The 16,390-nt window shown below is 67.6% G+C and carries 15 protein-coding genes and 1 pseudogene; 8 read left to right on the forward strand and 8 right to left on the reverse strand.

The features are described 5' to 3' along the window. Positions 1-5 precede the first annotated feature (5 nt). The 3 genes from ltnD to HWX22_RS15250 form a co-directional block, all read right to left on the reverse strand. Entirely contained in the window at positions 6-896 is an 891-nt protein-coding gene (ltnD, locus tag HWX22_RS15240; RefSeq protein ID WP_175915936.1) for an L-threonate dehydrogenase, read from the reverse strand. A gap of 83 nt (positions 897-979) precedes the next feature. Continuing rightward, complete coding sequence (locus tag HWX22_RS15245) at positions 980-1,684, reverse strand: FCD domain-containing protein (RefSeq protein WP_059534092.1); 705 nt, start codon at positions 1,682-1,684, stop codon at positions 980-982. A gap of 203 nt (positions 1,685-1,887) precedes the next feature. Next, a complete protein-coding gene (locus HWX22_RS15250) occupies positions 1,888-2,961 on the reverse strand; it encodes a GlxA family transcriptional regulator (protein ID WP_059534345.1) in 1,074 nt (357 codons plus the stop codon). Positions 2,962-3,222: 261 nt separating this feature from the next. Here HWX22_RS15250 and HWX22_RS15255 point away from each other — a divergent pair, with 261 nt between their 5' ends. The 7 genes and pseudogenes from HWX22_RS15255 to HWX22_RS31990 all read left to right on the forward strand — a co-directional run. Beyond that, positions 3,223-4,608, forward strand: a complete 1,386-nt coding sequence (locus tag HWX22_RS15255; RefSeq protein ID WP_059534094.1) for an L-serine ammonia-lyase — start codon at positions 3,223-3,225, stop codon at positions 4,606-4,608. 15 nt (positions 4,609-4,623) lie between these two features. Continuing rightward, positions 4,624-5,868 carry a sarcosine oxidase subunit beta family protein gene (locus tag HWX22_RS15260; protein WP_006480591.1) on the forward strand — a complete coding sequence of 415 codons (1,245 nt, stop codon included), beginning with the start codon at positions 4,624-4,626 and terminating at the stop codon, positions 5,866-5,868. Positions 5,869-5,896: 28 nt separating this feature from the next. Further along, positions 5,897-6,196, forward strand: coding sequence for a sarcosine oxidase subunit delta (locus HWX22_RS15265; protein ID WP_059534095.1), 300 nt, complete (start codon positions 5,897-5,899; stop codon positions 6,194-6,196). Next, positions 6,193-9,204 carry a sarcosine oxidase subunit alpha family protein gene (locus HWX22_RS15270; RefSeq protein ID WP_175908748.1) on the forward strand — a complete coding sequence of 1,004 codons (3,012 nt, stop codon included), beginning with the start codon at positions 6,193-6,195 and terminating at the stop codon, positions 9,202-9,204. The genes HWX22_RS15265 and HWX22_RS15270 overlap by 4 nt, the downstream gene beginning before the upstream one ends. Then, positions 9,194-9,823: a sarcosine oxidase subunit gamma gene (locus tag HWX22_RS15275; RefSeq protein ID WP_059819576.1), complete on the forward strand. Its 630-nt coding sequence runs from the start codon at positions 9,194-9,196 to the stop codon at positions 9,821-9,823. Before HWX22_RS15270 ends, HWX22_RS15275 begins: the two co-directional genes overlap by 11 nt. Beyond that, complete coding sequence (locus HWX22_RS15280) at positions 9,820-10,260, forward strand: dihydroneopterin aldolase (RefSeq protein WP_059452158.1); 441 nt, start codon at positions 9,820-9,822, stop codon at positions 10,258-10,260. The genes HWX22_RS15275 and HWX22_RS15280 overlap by 4 nt, the downstream gene beginning before the upstream one ends. Before the next feature lie 57 nt (positions 10,261-10,317). Continuing rightward, a pseudogene (locus HWX22_RS31990) lies at positions 10,318-10,413 on the forward strand (LysR family transcriptional regulator); the annotation flags it as partial. A gap of 67 nt (positions 10,414-10,480) precedes the next feature. Here the strand turns inward: HWX22_RS31990 and HWX22_RS15285 are convergent. The 5 genes from HWX22_RS15285 to HWX22_RS15305 form a co-directional block, all read right to left on the reverse strand. Further along, positions 10,481-11,149: a lytic transglycosylase domain-containing protein gene (locus tag HWX22_RS15285; protein ID WP_059688981.1), complete on the reverse strand. Its 669-nt coding sequence runs from the start codon at positions 11,147-11,149 to the stop codon at positions 10,481-10,483. A 219-nt stretch (positions 11,150-11,368) separates the two neighbouring features. After that, positions 11,369-12,136 carry an ABC transporter permease gene (locus HWX22_RS15290; protein ID WP_059688980.1) on the reverse strand — a complete coding sequence of 256 codons (768 nt, stop codon included), beginning with the start codon at positions 12,134-12,136 and terminating at the stop codon, positions 11,369-11,371. Next, complete coding sequence (locus HWX22_RS15295; RefSeq protein ID WP_175915937.1) at positions 12,133-13,074, reverse strand: ABC transporter ATP-binding protein; 942 nt, start codon at positions 13,072-13,074, stop codon at positions 12,133-12,135. Before HWX22_RS15295 ends, HWX22_RS15290 begins: the two co-directional genes overlap by 4 nt. Further along, entirely contained in the window at positions 13,071-14,249 is a 1,179-nt protein-coding gene (locus HWX22_RS15300) for an ABC transporter permease (protein ID WP_175915938.1), read from the reverse strand. The genes HWX22_RS15295 and HWX22_RS15300 overlap by 4 nt, the downstream gene beginning before the upstream one ends. After that, positions 14,246-15,169: an ABC transporter substrate-binding protein gene (locus tag HWX22_RS15305; protein ID WP_175915939.1), complete on the reverse strand. Its 924-nt coding sequence runs from the start codon at positions 15,167-15,169 to the stop codon at positions 14,246-14,248. The genes HWX22_RS15300 and HWX22_RS15305 overlap by 4 nt, the downstream gene beginning before the upstream one ends. A 167-nt stretch (positions 15,170-15,336) precedes the next feature. Here HWX22_RS15305 and HWX22_RS15310 point away from each other — a divergent pair, with 167 nt between their 5' ends. Further along, positions 15,337-16,266, forward strand: coding sequence for a 2-hydroxyacid dehydrogenase (locus tag HWX22_RS15310; RefSeq protein ID WP_175915940.1), 930 nt, complete (start codon positions 15,337-15,339; stop codon positions 16,264-16,266). The last annotated feature ends 124 nt before the right edge of the window (positions 16,267-16,390 follow it).

The raw sequence follows: 16,390 nt of genomic DNA on the forward strand, positions 1-16,390 counted from the left end.
TCGAATCAGCGGGCGGGCGGCAGCGTGATGCCGGGGAAAGTCTTGATCACGGCGGAATCGTCCTCGCCGCCGTGGCCGGCGCTCGACGCGCTCATGAACATCTGGTGCGCGGTGGCCGACAGCGGCAGCGGGAATTTGCTGCGCCGCGCGGTATCGAGCACGAGGCCGAGGTCCTTCACGAAGATGTCGACGGCCGACAGCGGCGTGTAGTCGCCGTTCAGGATGTGCGGCACGCGGTTCTCGAACATCCATGAGTTGCCGGCGCTGTGCGTGATCACGTCGTAGAGCGCGTCGGCGTCGACGCCTTCGCGTAGGCCCAGGGCCATCGCCTCGGCGGCCGCCGCGATATGCACGCCGGCCAGCAGCTGGTTGATGATCTTCACCTTCGAGCCGATGCCGTGCGCGTCGCCGAGGCGGTACACCTTGCCGGCGATCGCGTCGAGCACGTCGTCGCAGCCGGCATACGCCGCGGCGGGGCCGGACGTCATCATCGTCATCTCGCCGGAGGCCGCGCGCGCGGCGCCGCCGGATACCGGCGCGTCGAGCATCTGCAGGCCCGCGGCCTCGATGCGCGCGCCGAGCGCGACCGCGAAGTCGGGCGCGACGGTCGCGCTCGCGATCACGACGCCGCCCGGCTTCATCGCCGCGACCGCGCCGTGCTCGCCGAACAGCACCGTTTCGGTCTGCGCGGCATTGACGACGAGCGTGACGACGACATCGCATCGCGCGCCGAGTTCGGCCGGGCTCGTGCAGGCCACGCCGCCTTCGGCCGCGAATGCCTGCAGCACGGTGTCGCGCACGTCGCATGCGTGCACGCGGAACCCCGCGCGCAGCAGCGAGCGGGCGACGCCGAGGCCCATCGCGCCGAGGCCGATGACTCCAACATTTCGTGACATGGTCAACCTTGATCGATTCGGGAAAGGTTCGGGACAACGACGGCACCGGTTCGGCCCGGGCCGCCGCATTCAGCAATCGTTCATCAGCAGATGCCGGCTTCCGCGAGACGGCGGGCGGCGTTATACATGTGCGTGCGCGCCGCGTTGCGCGCCGCCATCGGGTCGCGCGCGCGGATCGCGTCGGCGATCGCCGCGTGTTCCTCGCGCACCTGCCGCGAGAAATCCTCGCGCGTCGCTTCGTTGCGCCGCGTGACCTTCACGCCGGCCTCGAGGTACTGGTTCAGAAACTGCAGCGTCTTCAGGAAATACGGGTTGCCGGTGACGGCAGCGATCGTGCGGTGGAACGCGACGTCTTCCGCGACGCCGTCGCGCCCTTCGGCCGCCGCGTCGTCGATCTTGCGCAATGCGTCGTCGATGTCGGCCATGTCGTCGGCCGTGTGGTGCAGCGCGGCTTCGGCCGCGACTTCAGCCTCGATCGCGCGGCGCACCGCGAGCAGGTGCGGCAGCGAGCTTGCCTCGACGGCTTCCGCGTAGTCGATCCGCAGCGGCCGGATCGCGCCGTGCTGGTTCACGTATACGCCGCTGCCCTGGCGCGGCTCGACCACGCCTTCGTTCTTCAGCCGCGAAATCGCCTCGCGGATCACGGTGCGGCTCACGCCGAATTCCTGCGCGAGCACGGCCTCCGTCGGCAGCTTGCCGGTGGCCGAGAAACTGCCGACTTCGATCTGTTTCAGCAGCTGCTGCGCGACGTGGTCGCTCATCGCACGGGCGGGAATCTTCTCGAACATGGCGCTCTGGTTTGTAAGGTGATGTGGTCATCATACAAATTTGAAGGTGCGTCAGCATCCGGGATAACCCTCGGTTACCGGGCTGCAACGTCGGTCAAGTTGACTGGAACCGGTTCCAAATCGCGGGAAAATGCCGCGATCTTGCGAGGTCCAGGGCGCAGGCAGGATAAGGAAAGGGCGCGCGCGGGCGGCGCGCGTGATCGTCAGTCGGCGATGTCTTCGACGGGATCGGAATCGGCGGTCACCGGCACGCCGGCTTCTGCGCCGTCCCCGCCGCGCTCGCGATAGGTCGCCGGTGGCACGCCGAACTGCTTGCGGAACTCGCGGCCGAGGTGCGACGCGTCGGCGAACCCGCAACTCGACGCGATATCGGCGACGGTGCGGTCGGAGCTGGTCAGCAGCCACGCGGCCGTGCGCAGCCGCACCTGCTTCGCGAACGCCTGCGGGCTCTTGCCCGTCTCGGCCTTGAACAGCCGTTCGAGCTGGCGCGTCGACATGTCGAGCTTGCACGCGAGTTCCTCGAGCGGCAGCGCGCGGCCGACATGCTGTTCCATCAGGAGAATCGCGCGCTTGACCTTCGGGTGCGTGGCCGGCTCGAGGCCCGGCGGATGCGGCTGCGGCGCATTGCCCTTCTGCATCTCGCCGACGAGCAGGATGCGCAGTGCCTTCTGCACGGTCGCATGATCGAAATGGCGCAGCAGGATCGCGGCGGCGACGTCGATCGACGCGCGGCCGCCCGAGCAGGTGATCCGGCGCCGGTCGATCACGAACAGGCGATCGGCGATCAGCATGTCGGGATCGGCGTTCGGGAAGCGCTCGATGAAATCCCAGTAGTGGAACCAGCTCACGCACGTGCGGTAGCCGTCGAGCACGTTCGCGCGCATCAGCGTGAACACGCCCGTGCAGATCCCGACGACCGTCGCGCCGCCCGTCGCCGCGCGGCGGATGAAGTCGAGCGTTTCGGGGCCCGCTTGCGGCCCCGAATGCAGCAGCCCGCCGACCACGACCACGTAGTCGAACGGTTCGGCGCTCTCGAAGGTTTCCCACGGCGTGATCTGGATCCCGCAACTCGCGCGCACCGGCGCCAGCGTTTCGCCGATCACGCTCCACGCGCAGCGCACCGGCTTGCTGTAGTCGCCGTCGTCGGCCGACAGCCGCAGCATGTCGACGAAACCCGAAAAGGCCGTGAGCGTGAAGTTCGGCAGCAGCACGATGCCGAAACGGATGCGCTGCGGCGCGGGTTCGGCGAGGGGGGAAGCGGGTACGTCGGGTGTCATCGCGGTCAATCTCGTCACGCCGGGAAGGCGGGTCTCACTCGTTGCAGTCTGTTCGCGGGCACGGTTGCCGGCTGGCGCACGCGCCGGCCGACTTGTGGTTTTTCGTCGTCAATCATCGTCAAAACGCACTTTCCGGCCGTCCTGCGCGGGGCTTGGCGGCGGTATCCCACGCCGATGCCGTTTTTGTTCTATCGGCCAATTTTACGCTTTGATGTACTGATGCCAACGACATTCCACGTACGCCCACCCAGAGGAAGTCAGATGAACGTCAGCGCGTTCGACCTGTTCAAGATCGGTATCGGCCCGTCCAGCTCGCATACGGTCGGCCCGATGATCGCCGCGTGCCGCTTCGCGTCGCACATCGAGGACGCGAACCTGCTCGGCTTCGTGCGCCGCGTGCGGGTCGAACTATACGGCTCGCTCGGTGCAACGGGCAAGGGCCACGGCACCGACAAGGCGGTGCTGCTCGGCCTCGAGGGCCATTTGCCCGACACGATCGATCCGGACCTGATCGAGCCCCGGCTCGCGGCGATCCGCGCGGAGAAGTCGCTGGCGCTGCTCGGCAAGCAGACGATTCGCTTCGACGAGAAGGAGAACATCGGCTTCTATCGCAAGCTGATGAGCGGCACCAGCATCGTCCATCCGAACGGGATGCGCTTCCAGGCGTTCGACGAGCACGGCCAGTTGCTCGTCGAGAAGGAGTATTACTCGATCGGCGGCGGCTTCGTCGTGAACCGCGACGGCGATCGCGTAAACGGCGTGCGTGCTGCGGCCGACGTGCCGTATCCGTTCCGCACCGGCGACGACCTGATGCGCCAGTGCCGCGAACACGGGCTGTCGATCGCCGAGCTGATGCTGCGCAACGAATGCACGCTGCGTCCGGAAGACGAGGTGCGCGGCGGGCTGCTCGCGATCTGGCGCACGATGGCCGCGTGCGTCGAGCGCGGCTGCAAGGTCGAGGGCGAACTGCCGGGCCCGATGCGCGTGAAGCGCCGCGCGGCCGAACTGAACGGGCGCCTGCGGGCGCGTTCGGAGGAGTCGCTGCGCGATCCGCTGTCGATGCTCGACTGGGTCAACCTGTATGCGATGGCCGTCAACGAGGAGAACGCGGCGGGCGGCCGGGTCGTCACCGCGCCCACGAACGGCGCGGCCGGCGTGATCCCCGCGGTGCTGCACTACTACGTGAAGTTCGTGCCGGGCTCGAACGAAGCCGGCATCGTCGAATTCCTGCTGACGGCCGCCGCGATCGGGATCATCTACAAGGAAACGGCGTCGATATCCGGCGCGGAAGTCGGCTGCCAGGGCGAAGTGGGCGTCGCGTGCTCGATGGCCGCGGCCGCGCTCGCCGCGGTGATGGGCGGCACGCCCGACCAGGTCGAGAACGCGGCCGAGATCGGGATGGAGCACAACCTCGGCATGACCTGCGATCCGGTTGGCGGGCTCGTGCAGATTCCGTGCATCGAACGCAACGCGATGGGCGCGATCAAGGCGCTGAACGCATCGCGGATGGCGCTCAAGGGTAACGGCCAGCACTACGTATCGCTCGATTCGGTGATCAAGACGATGCGCGAGACGGGTGCCGACATGAAGACGAAATACAAGGAAACGTCGCGCGGCGGTCTTGCCGTGAACGTCATCGAATGCTAACGAAGGATCACTAACATGAGCCGCTACTCGATATTCAGCCTGTTCCGCAACGGCCTCTCGTATCACGAGAACTGGGAAAAGCAGTGGAAGAGCCCGGAACCGAAGAAGGAATACGACGTCGTGATCGTCGGCGGCGGCGGCCACGGCCTCGCGACCGCGTACTACCTCGCGAAGGAACACGGCATCACGAACGTCGCGATCCTCGAGAAGGGCTGGATCGGCGGCGGCAACACCGCGCGCAACACGACGATCGTGCGCTCGAACTACCTGTGGGACGAATCGGCCGCGCTGTACGAAAAGGCGATGAAGCTGTGGGAAGGGCTGTCGCAGGACCTCAACTACAACGTGATGTTCAGCCAGCGCGGCGTGATGAACCTCGCGCATACGCTGCAGGACGTGCGTGACACCGAGCGTCGTGTGAACGCGAACCGCCTGAACGGCGTCGACGCCGAATTCCTGACGCCCGCGCAGATCAAGGAAATCGAGCCGACGATCAACCTCAACAGCCGCTATCCGGTGCTCGGCGCATCGATCCAGCGCCGTGCGGGCGTCGCGCGTCACGACGCGGTGGCCTGGGGCTTCGCCCGCGGCGCCGACCGCGCCGGCGTCGACATCATCCAGAACTGCCAAGTGACGGGCATTCGTCGCGAAGGCGGCGCGGTGGTCGGCGTCGATACGGTGAAGGGCTTCATCAAGGCGAAGAAGGTCGCGGTGGTCGCAGCCGGCAACACGACGACGCTCGCCGACATGGCCGGCGTGCGCCTGCCGATCGAGAGCCACCCGCTGCAGGCGCTGGTGTCCGAGCCGATCAAGCCGGTGGTCAACTCGGTGATCATGTCGAACGCGGTGCACGCGTACATCAGCCAGTCCGACAAGGGCGACCTCGTGATCGGCGCGGGTATCGACCAGTACACGGGCTTCGGCCAGCGCGGCAGCTTCCACATCATCGAAAGCACGCTGCAGGCGATCGTCGAGATGTTCCCGGTGTTCTCGCGCGTGCGGATGAACCGCCAGTGGGGCGGCATCGTCGACGTGTCGCCGGACGCGTGCCCGATCATCACCAAGACCGACGTGAAGGGCCTCTATTTCAACTGCGGCTGGGGCACGGGCGGCTTCAAGGCGACGCCGGGCTCGGGCTGGGTGTTCGCGCACACGATCGCCCGCGACGAACCGCATCCGCTGAACGCGCCGTTCGCGCTCGACCGCTTCTACACGGGCCACCTGATCGACGAGCACGGCGCCGCCGCCGTCGCGCACTGACCCCCGCACTGAACGAGGAGAAAGAAACATGTTGCTGATCGAATGTCCGTGGTGCGGGCCGCGCGCCGAATCCGAGTTCACGTGCGGCGGTGAAGCCGACATCGTGCGCCCGGTTGCGAACGAGAACATGACCGACCGCGAATGGGGCGAATACGTGTTCATGCGCGAGAACAAGCGCGGTATCCACCGCGAGCAGTGGCTGCACACGCAGGGCTGCCGCCGCTGGTTCAAGGTCACGCGCGACACGGTGACCTACGATATCAAGGGCTACGAAAAGTTCGGCGGCGCAGCCGCCGGCAACGCACACGAAGAGGGCACGAGCAAATGAGCCAGAAAGACCGCCTCGGCACCGGTGGCCGCATCAATCGCGCGATTCCGCTGACGTTCACGTTCAACGGCCGCACGTATCAGGGCTTCCAGGGCGACACGCTCGCGTCCGCGCTGCTCGCGAACGGCGTGCACTTCGTCGCGCGCAGCTTCAAGTACCACCGTCCGCGCGGGATCGTGACGGCGGACGTCGCGGAACCGAATGCCGTCGTGCAGCTCGAGACCGGCCCGTACACGGTGCCGAACGCGCGCGCGACCGAGATCGAGCTGTACCAGGGCCTCGTCGCGACGAGCGTGAACGCGGAGCCGTCGCTCGAGAACGACAAGTACGCGATCAACCAGAAGTTCTCGCGCTTCATGCCGGCCGGGTTCTACTACAAGACCTTCATGTGGCCGCGCAACATGTGGCCGAAGTACGAGGAGAAGATCCGCGAGGCCGCCGGCCTCGGCAAGGCGCCCGAGGTGCTCGACGCCGATCGCTACGACAAATGCTACGCGCACTGCGACGTGCTCGTGGTCGGCGGTGGCCCGTCGGGCCTCGCCGCCGCGCATGCGGCCGCGACGGCCGGCGCACGCGTGATTCTCGTCGACGACCAGCGCGAACTCGGCGGCAGCCTGCTGTCGTGCCGCGCGGAAATCGATGCGAAGCCGGCATTGCAGTGGGTCGAGAAGATCGAGGCCGAACTGCGCAAGCTGCCCGACGTGACGATCCTGTCGCGCAGCACCGCGTTCGGTTATCAGGACCACAACCTCGTGACGGTCACGCAGCGCCTGACCGATCACCAGCCGGTGTCGATGCGCAAGGGCACGCGCGAGCTGCTGTGGAAGGTCCGCGCGAAGCGCGTGATCCTCGCGACCGGCGCGCACGAGCGTCCGATCGTGTTCGGCAACAACGACCTGCCGGGTGTGATGCTCGCCGGCGCGGTGTCCACCTACGTGCATCGCTACGGCGTGCTGCCGGGCCGCAACGTGGTCGTGTTCACGAACAACGATCGTGCATACCAGACCGCGCTCGACCTGAAGGCATGCGGCGCGAAGGTGACGGTCGTCGATTCGCGTGCGTCGTCGAGCGGCGCGCTGCCCGCGGCCGCGAAGCGGCAGGGCGTGACGGTGATGAGCGGTGCGGTCGTGACGGCTGCTTCGGGTAAATGGCGCGTATCGTCGGTCGACGTCGCGTCCTACACGAACGGCCAGACCGGCGGCAAGCTGCAGTCGCTGCCGTGCGACCTCGTCGCGATGTCGGGCGGCTTCAGCCCGGTGCTGCACCTGTTCGCGCAGTCGGGCGGCAAGGCGTGCTGGAACGACGAGAAGGCCTGCTTCCTGCCGGGCAAGCCCGTGCAGGCGGAAGCGAGCATCGGTGCGGCCGCTGGCGAGTTCGGTCTCGCCCGTGCGCTGCGGCTCGCGGTCGACGCGGGCGCCGAAGCGGCGAAGGCAGCGGGCTTCACGGCCGCGCAGCGCCCCGTCGCGCCGCAGGTCGCGGAAACCGTCGAAGGCGCGCTGCAGCCGTTGTGGCTCGTCGGCAGCCGCGAGGCCGCCGCACGCGGGCCGAAGCAGTTCGTCGACTTCCAGAACGACGTGGCGGCCGCCGACATCCTGCTGGCCGCGCGCGAAGGCTTCGAGTCGGTCGAGCACGTGAAGCGCTACACCGCGATGGGCTTCGGCACCGACCAGGGCAAGCTCGGCAACATCAACGGGATGGCGATCCTCGCGCAGGCGCTCGGCAAGACGATTCCGGAAACGGGCACGACGACGTTCCGCCCGAACTACACGCCCGTGTCGTTCGGTACGTTCGCGGGCCGCGAGACGGGCGACTTCCTCGACCCGATCCGCAAGACGGCCGTGCATGAATGGCACGTCGAGCACGGCGCGATGTTCGAAGACGTCGGCAACTGGAAGCGGCCGTGGTATTTCCCGAAGAACGGCGAGGACCTGCATGCGGCCGTGAAGCGCGAATGCCTGGCGGTGCGCAACAGCGTCGGCATCCTCGACGCGTCGACGCTCGGCAAGATCGACATCCAGGGTCCGGACGCGGTGAAGCTGCTGAACTGGATGTACACGAACCCGTGGAACAAGCTCGAGATCGGCAAATGCCGCTACGGGCTGATGCTCGACGAAAACGGGATGGTGTTCGACGACGGCGTGACGGTGCGCCTCGCCGACCAGCATTTCATGATGACGACGACCACCGGCGGCGCGGCGCGCGTGCTCACGTGGCTCGAGCGCTGGCTGCAGACCGAATGGCCCGACATGAAGGTGCGGCTCGCGTCCGTCACCGATCACTGGGCGACGTTCGCGGTGGTCGGCCCGAAGAGCCGCAAGGTCGTGCAGAAGGTGTGCCAGGACATCGACTTCGGCAACGAGGCGTTCCCGTTCATGAGCTACCGGAACGGCACCGTCGCGGGCGCGAAGGCGCGCGTGATGCGGATCAGCTTCTCCGGCGAGCTCGCCTATGAAGTGAACGTGCCGGCCAATGCGGGCCGCGCGGTGTGGGAAGCGCTGATGGCGGCAGGTGCCGAATTCGACATCACGCCGTACGGCACCGAGACGATGCACGTGCTGCGCGCGGAGAAGGGCTACATCATCGTCGGCCAGGATACCGACGGCTCGATCACGCCGTTCGACCTCGGGATGGGCGGGGTGGTCGCGAAGTCGAAGGACTTCCTCGGCAAGCGTTCGCTGTCGCGCTCCGATACGCAGAAGGAAGGCCGCAAGCAGTTCGTCGGCCTGCTGACCGAGGACGAACAGTTCGTGCTGCCGGAAGGCGCGCAGATCATCGCGAAGGACACGCAGGTGTCGGCGGTCGATCCGACGCCGATGATCGGCCACGTGACGTCGAGTTATTACAGCCCGATCCTGAAGCGCTCGATCGCGCTGGCGGTGGTGAAGGGCGGCCTGAACAAGATGGGCGAGAGCGTCGTGATTCCGCTGGCCAACGGCAAGCGCATCACAGCGAAGATCTCGAGCCCGGTTTTCTACGATACCGAAGGGGTGCGCCAGCATGTGGAATGAAACCAGAAACCAGTCGCAAGTGGCGGGCGCGGGCGTGACGCTTGAATCGCCGTTCGTCGGCGCGGCCGATGTGCTGAAGCCGCACCAGGCGCGCGCGTCGAAGAAGTTCTTGCTGCGCGAGCGGGCGTTTCTCGATCTCGTGAACGTGCGCGGCGAGCTGAGCGACCCGGCATTCGTCAGCGCGTTCGAGCGCGTGGTCGGCTGCCGGCCGCCGTCGGCACCGAACACGGTGGCGCGCGGCGCCGAGTACGACGTGCTGTGGCTCGGTCCCGACGAGTGGCTCGTGCGTTCGAACGGGCCCGTGCAGGCGGGCGTGCTCGAGGCGCAACTCGCGGAGGCCGTGCAGGGTTCGTATGCGGCGGCCGTCGACGTCGGCAGCGGCTACACGGTGGTCGAGGTCAGCGGCGAACGCGTGCGCGATGTGATCGCGCGCGGCTGCCCGCTCGATCTGCATCCGCGCGTGCTCAAGCCGGGCCAGTGCGCGCAGTCGCACTACTTCAAGTCGCCGATCACGCTCATCCCGACCGGCGACGATACGTTCGAAATCGTCCTGCGTCGCAGCTTCGCCGATTATTTCGTGCGCATCATGCTCGACGCCGCGGCGCCGCTCGTATCATGAAGCCGTTCGACGAACCGTTCGTGGCGATCGACGCGCCGCGCCTGCGCGGGCGTGGCTGGAGCGTGTTCGTCGACGAACTGAAGGTGCCCGCGCGGATCGGCATCCACGCGCACGAGCACGAGGCGCCGCAGCCGATCGTGATCGACGCGCGGCTCGGGTATCGCTGCGAGCCGAGCGAGCAGGGCGAGTGGATCGACTACGACGGATACTGCGCACGCGTCGCGTCGTTCCTGTCGCACAAGCCGCATACGCGGCTGCTCGAAACGCTCGTCGCCGATCTCGCGGTGATGTCGTTCCGCGAATGGCCCGCGCTGGAGTCGCTGACGCTGTCGATGTACAAGCCGAAGATCCGGCCTGGGACGAAGCGCGTCGGTGTGTCGCTCGACTGGACGCGCGGGGATTACCTGCGGTGGACGGGAGCGGCGGGGCAGCTGTGACGGGCTGAGCAGTCCGTATCGTTTGAAGGCGGCGCGTCATGACGAAGTCACGACGCGCCGATTCCCGTCCATGCGATGACCGAAACGCGTTTGCTGCCTGCGAAAACGCAGCATTTCATCGAGTTTCTGCGTGCGCAGTTCGCGCGCGAGTAATGGACGGTCGGTGTGTAACGTCGTGCGTCGTGCCGCTTCAGGATCGCACGTGCGGTGCGCAGTGCGCTTACTTCGCGTTGCGGCTCGCGGCGGGCGCCGCGGTCGACGGATCGCTGACCGGCACCATGCGCGCGTTCGTATCGTTCGCGCTCTTCGCGCCGTCTTCGGGTTCGAGCACGAAGCGGAACGTGTCGACCCGCTGCATCACCTTCGCCGCATACGCATTCGATCCGCCGTAGCTTTTCAGCCCGGCCTGCACGTTGCCGCCGGCCGCCCGCACATAGCCCGACAGGATCTTCGAGCCGGCTTCGACGTTCGCATTCGGTTCGGTCAGGTCTTTCACGTTGCGCAGCATGCCGCGGTGCGCGGAAGGCACCACCTGCATCAGCCCGGTCGCGCCATGCTGGCCGCGCGCCTTTTCCTGGAAGCGCGATTCGATCGAGATGATGGCGTAAACGAGTGCCGGAGGCAGCGAATATTTCGTCGCGGTCATGCTCACGATATCGGCGAGCTTCGCGGCACGCTCTTTTGCGACACCGAATTTCTTCGTCAGGTAGGACGTGATGCGGCGGTTTGCTTCGTTGGGCTGATCGTTCGCGAGCGGGGCGGAGGCCTCGGCCGGCGCGGATGCCGCCGCTTCGGGCGCGGAGGCAGGCAACGCGGGCGCCTGCTGCGCCGAGGCCTGGTGCGCGATGCCGAGCGAAAGCACGATCAGCCAGAGAAACCGTCGTCGCATGGTGGAGTGCGGGGAAATGAGAGGCGCATAGTATATCGGCCAATCGTCGGATGTGTGCGAGCGCGGGCTTGAATGAAAGCGTGATGTAGGCTTTTGTCGGCGCGTGCTCGGGCCAGACTCGATCGTTGCACCAACACGTATCGGAGTCCAGATGAAGCGCGGCAGGATTTTCTCACGCGTCCCCCATTTCATGCACGGGATAGCGATCGCGGATGCGTGCTACGCCCGCCGCGCGCTCGCCACCCGTGCAAGCGCGCCGATCGCATCGCTGACCAGCACCGCGAGCAGCCCGACGATTACGCCCCCTTGCAGCACGAACGCCGTGTTCGACGTCTGCAGGCCCGCGATGATCACGTCGCCGAGCCCGCGCGCGGCGACCGTCGACCCGATCGTCGCGGTGCCGAGATTGATCACGACCGCGAGCCGGATTCCGTTCACGATCACCGGAAACGCGAGCGGCAGCTCGACCGAAACCAGTTGTTGCCAACCACTCATCCCCATCCCGCGCGCGGCGTCGACGACATCGCGCGGCACGTCTTCGAGCCCTGCGATCGTGCTCTCGAAAATCGGCAGGAGCCCATACAGAACGAGCGCGATCAGCACGGGTTTCAACCCGAAGCCGACGGCCGGCACCGCGAGCGCGAGCACCGCGACGGGCGGAAAGGTCTGGCCAATGTCGACGACGCTGCGTGCAACCGGCAGGAAATCCGCGCCGGACGGCCGCGTCACCGCGATGCCGGCCGCGACCGCGACCACCGTGCCGATCAGGCTCGACAGCGCGACGGTGCCGAGATGCGCGAGCGTGAGGTCGAGCAGGCTCGCGCGATCGTAGATGACGGGTGCGCCGTTGTCCGCGAACGGTGCGAACACGCCCTGCAGCCACGCGGGGCGCAACAGCAGCACGAGCAGCAGCGCGAACGCGGCCGCGCGCGCGACATGCGCGGGCAGCCGCTGCGGCAGGGGCGAACGCGCGAGCCGCGTCGTCATGCGGGTTTTCTCGCGTGTGTGCGGATCGCGTCGAACGTGATGCGGCGCGGCGCATCGCGCCCATTGCCGTCATCGACCGGCAATGCGTCCGCTCCGCGCCACAGCAGCTCGGACACCGCGTCGCGCAGCGTGCGCGTCGCGGCGATCGGTTCGCCGTCGGCGTGACCGGGCTCGGCGACCGCGTCGATCGGCGTCAGCGCGAGCAGGCGCAGCGGCCGGTCGACGCCGGCGACGAGCTGCTCGACGACACCCGCGGCCGGCTTGCCGAGAATCTCGGCCGGCGGCGCGATCTGCAGCAGCCGTCCGCCGTCCATCACCGCGATCGTGTCGCCGAGTTTCAGCGCTTCCTCGATATCGTGCGTGACGATCACGACCGTGATGCCGAGGCGGCGCTGCAGCGCGTACAGATCGTCCTGCGCCTTGTTGCGGATGATCGGATCGAGCGCGCCGAACGGCTCGTCCATCAGCAGCATCGCGGGTTCGGCCGCGAGCGCGCGTGCGACGCCGACGCGCTGCTGCTGGCCACCCGACAGTTCGTGCGGCAGCTTGTCCGCGAATTCGGCCGGTGCGAGATGAAACAGGTCGAGCAGTTCGCGCACGCGCGCGTCGATGCGCGCGGCCGGCCAGCCGAGCAGGCGCGGCACGGTCGCGATGTTGCGCGCGACGCTCCAGTGCGGAAACAGGCCGTGCCCCTGGATCACGTAGCCGATGCGCCGCCGCAACTGCTCGGGCGGCACGCTCGCGGTGTCGACGCCATCGATGCGGATCGTGCCGGCGGTCGGTGCGATCAGCCGGTTGATCATTCGCAGCAGCGTCGACTTGCCGCTGCCCGATGCGCCGACGAGCGCGGTGATCGTGCCTTGCTTCATCGTCATCGATACGTCGTCGACGGCGACGACGTCGCCGAAGCGTTTGCCGATGCGTTCGATCTCGATCATCCGGTACGTCCCTTCGCGAGCGTGGTCGCGGCTTCGAACACGACGGCGGCCGCCAGCGCGAGCGCGATCGTCGGGATCGCGCCGAGCAGCACGAGATCGGCGGCCGATTGCCCGATCCCCTGGAAGATGAAGGTGCCGAAGCCGCCGCCGCCGATCAGCGCGGCGACCGCGGTCAGCCCGATGTTCTGCACGAGCACGATGCGCACGCCGCTCAGGATCACCGGCAATGCGAGCACGAGGTCGACGCGCAGCAGCCGCTGCGCGCGCGTCATGCCCATCGCGCGAGCCGCTTCGGTCACATGCGGCGGCACCTGCTCGAGCCCGACCACGACGCTCGACGCGATCGGCAGCAGCGAGTAGAGAAACAGCGCGAGCACGGCCGGCGCGACGCCGATCCCGCGGATGCCGAGCGCGGCCGCGAGCGGCACGTGCGCGGCGAGCAGGCCGAGGGGCGCCATCATCAGCCCGTACATCGCGATGCTCGGGATCGTCTGCACGATATTGAGCACCGGCATCACGACGGTGCGCACCGGCGCGACCCGCGCGCACGCGATGCCGAGCGGCAGGCCCGCGACGAGCGCGGCCGCGACCGATCCACCCGCGAGCGACACGTGCCGGATCGCCTCGCGCCAGAAGTCGTCGCTGCGCACCGCGTATTCGCGCATCACGGACAAGCCGTCCCACCAGCCGCTCGCGAGCGGCAGCGATATCGCTGCGATCGCGACGACGAGTGCGACGAGGCGGCGCCACGGGCCGAAAGCGAGCCGCGCGAGTGCGTCGGCCACCAGCACGGCCCACGCGAACAGCAGCAGCCAGGCGCCTGCCGCGGGCGACACGCGTGCGAGCACGTCGTCGGGTGCAACGACGTGCGTCGCCGCGGCGCCGACCGCGTAGGCCAGTGTCGCGAGCCACGTGCAGCCGGCCGCGAGCCGCCATGCAGGACGGCTCGCCGTCATCGCCCACAACGCGCCGACGACCCACAACGCGGCGAGCGCGGCCCCCTGCACGGCGGGCAGCGCGGCGAACGCCGACAGCCCCGTGCCGGCCGCGATGCGGTTCGGCCGAAGCACCATGAACGGCATGCCGAATACCGCCACGATCGTCAGGACACCGATCAGGATGCCGACCTTGTCGAGCGTGACGCGCCGCGCGGACGGCACCGCGCGACCCGTCACTTGACGAAGCCTTTCGACTTCAGGTAGCTCTTTGCCACGCCGGCGGCCGGTTCGCCGTTGATCTGGATGCGCGCGTTCAGCGTCTGCAGCGTCTTCAGGTCGAGGCTTGCGAACACCGGCTTCAGGTATTCGGCGATTTGCGGATGCGCTTTGAGCACGACTTCGCGAATCACCGGCGTCGGCGCGTAGACGGGCTGCACGTGCTTGTCGTCGTCGAGGACGACGAGGCCGCTCGATGCGATCCCGCCGTCCGTGCCGTACACCATCGCCGCGTTCACGCCGTCGGTCTGGTTCGCGGCGGCCTTGATCGTCGCGGCCGTGTCGCCGCCCGACAGCACGACGAGCTGATCCGGTTTCAGCTTGAAGCTGTACGCCTTCTCGAACGACGGCAGCGCGGACGCGCTGTTCACGAATTCGGCCGACGCCGCGAGCTTCAGCTTGCCGCCGCCCGCGATCCACTTGCCGAAATCGGAGAACGTCTTCAGGTGCTGCGCTTGCGCGACCGGCGCGAGCACGGCGACGCCCCACGTGTTGTTCGCGGGCGCCGGTTCGAGCCAGACGAGATGGTTCGCCGCATAGTCGAGCTTCTTCGCGGTGTCGTAGCCTTGGCTCGCGTTCTTCCACAGGGGATCGTCGGCCTTGTTGAAGAAGAACGCCGCGTTGCCCGTGTATTCGGGGTAGATATCGATCTCGCCGCTCGTGAGCGCCTTGCGCACGATCGGGGTCGTGCCGAGCGCGATCTTTTCGGTGACGGGGATGCCATGGGCCTTCAGCACCTGTGCGATGACGTTGCCGAGCAGGTTGCCTTCGGTGTCGATTTTCGACGACACCACGACGGGCGTGTCGGCGTGCGCGCCGGGTGCCACGACAGCGGCGGCGAACGCGAGGCCCAGGATTCGGGCGGGCAGGGCGAGCTTCATCGGGGCCAATCTCCAGAACGGGGACGTTACGCCGAAAGTTACTTGACTGAGTCGGCTTTGGCAAACCATGTGCGGCGGCACGTCCACAGCGCGCGTGGGGGTAACCCGCACGCGTCACGCGCCGTTGTTACACTGGAACGCATTCCCGCCTGCGGACATTTGCTGACATGAAGCCTGAGCTGCTGGTCCTTATCGCGCTGCGCGACGACGCGCAGCGCCAGATCGCCGCGTCATACGACGTCCATCATGCACCGACCGCCGATGAACGCGCGCGCGCGATTGCCGAACACGGCAGCACGATCCGCGCGGTGTTGACCAACGGCAGCACGGGCCTCACTGCCGCCGAAATCGATCGTCTGCCGCAGCTCACGTTCGTCAGCGCGCTCGGCGCGGGCTACGAGCACATCGATGTCGCGCATGCGAAGGCGCGCGGCATCACCGTGGTGACGGGCGCGGGCACCAACGACGATTGCGTCGCCGATCACGCGTTTGCGCTGCTGCTGGCGGCGGTGCGCAACGTCGTGCAACTCGATGCGAACACCCGCGCCGGCGTATGGCGCGACGCGCTGCAGATGCCGCCGAACGTGTCGGGCAAGAAGCTCGGCATCGTCGGGCTCGGCAAGATCGGCGAGAAATGCGCGCGGCGCGCGGCTGGCTTTGACATCGAGATCGGTTATCACAACCGTTCCGCGAAGGCTGTTCCGCATCGCTATTTCGACCGTGTCGATGCGCTCGCGCAATGGGCCGATTTCCTGATCGTCGCGACGCCGGGCGGCGCGGGCACGCGTCATCTGATCGATCGCACGGTGCTCGACGCGCTCGGCCCCGGCGGCTTTCTCGTGAACGTGTCGCGCGGCAGCGTTGTCGATACCGCTGCTTTGGCGGATGCGCTGCGCGAACGGCGCATCGCAGGCGCCGGGCTCGACGTGTACGAAGGCGAGCCGGAGCCGCCGCGCGCGCTCACGGCGCTCGACAATATCGTGCTGACGCCGCACATGGGCGGCTGGTCGCCGGAGGCGCTGGATCGTTCGGTCCAGCAGTTTCTCGACAACGCCGCCCGGCATTTCGCGGGCGAGCCGGTGCTGACGCCGGTGTGAGCGGGGCGGCGCCGGGTGTGAAAGGCGAAAGGGGTGAAAGGCGCACCGGCGCGAAGTTGAACCGGCCCCGCCAACAAGAGAAAAAATTGCGTCGCGGCCGCGAATTCAGTGCTGTGGAATGCGC

Origin of the sequence: Burkholderia sp. BCC1638 (genome assembly GCF_902833195.1) — a bacterium.
Lineage (GTDB): Bacteria > Pseudomonadota > Gammaproteobacteria > Burkholderiales > Burkholderiaceae > Burkholderia > Burkholderia diffusa.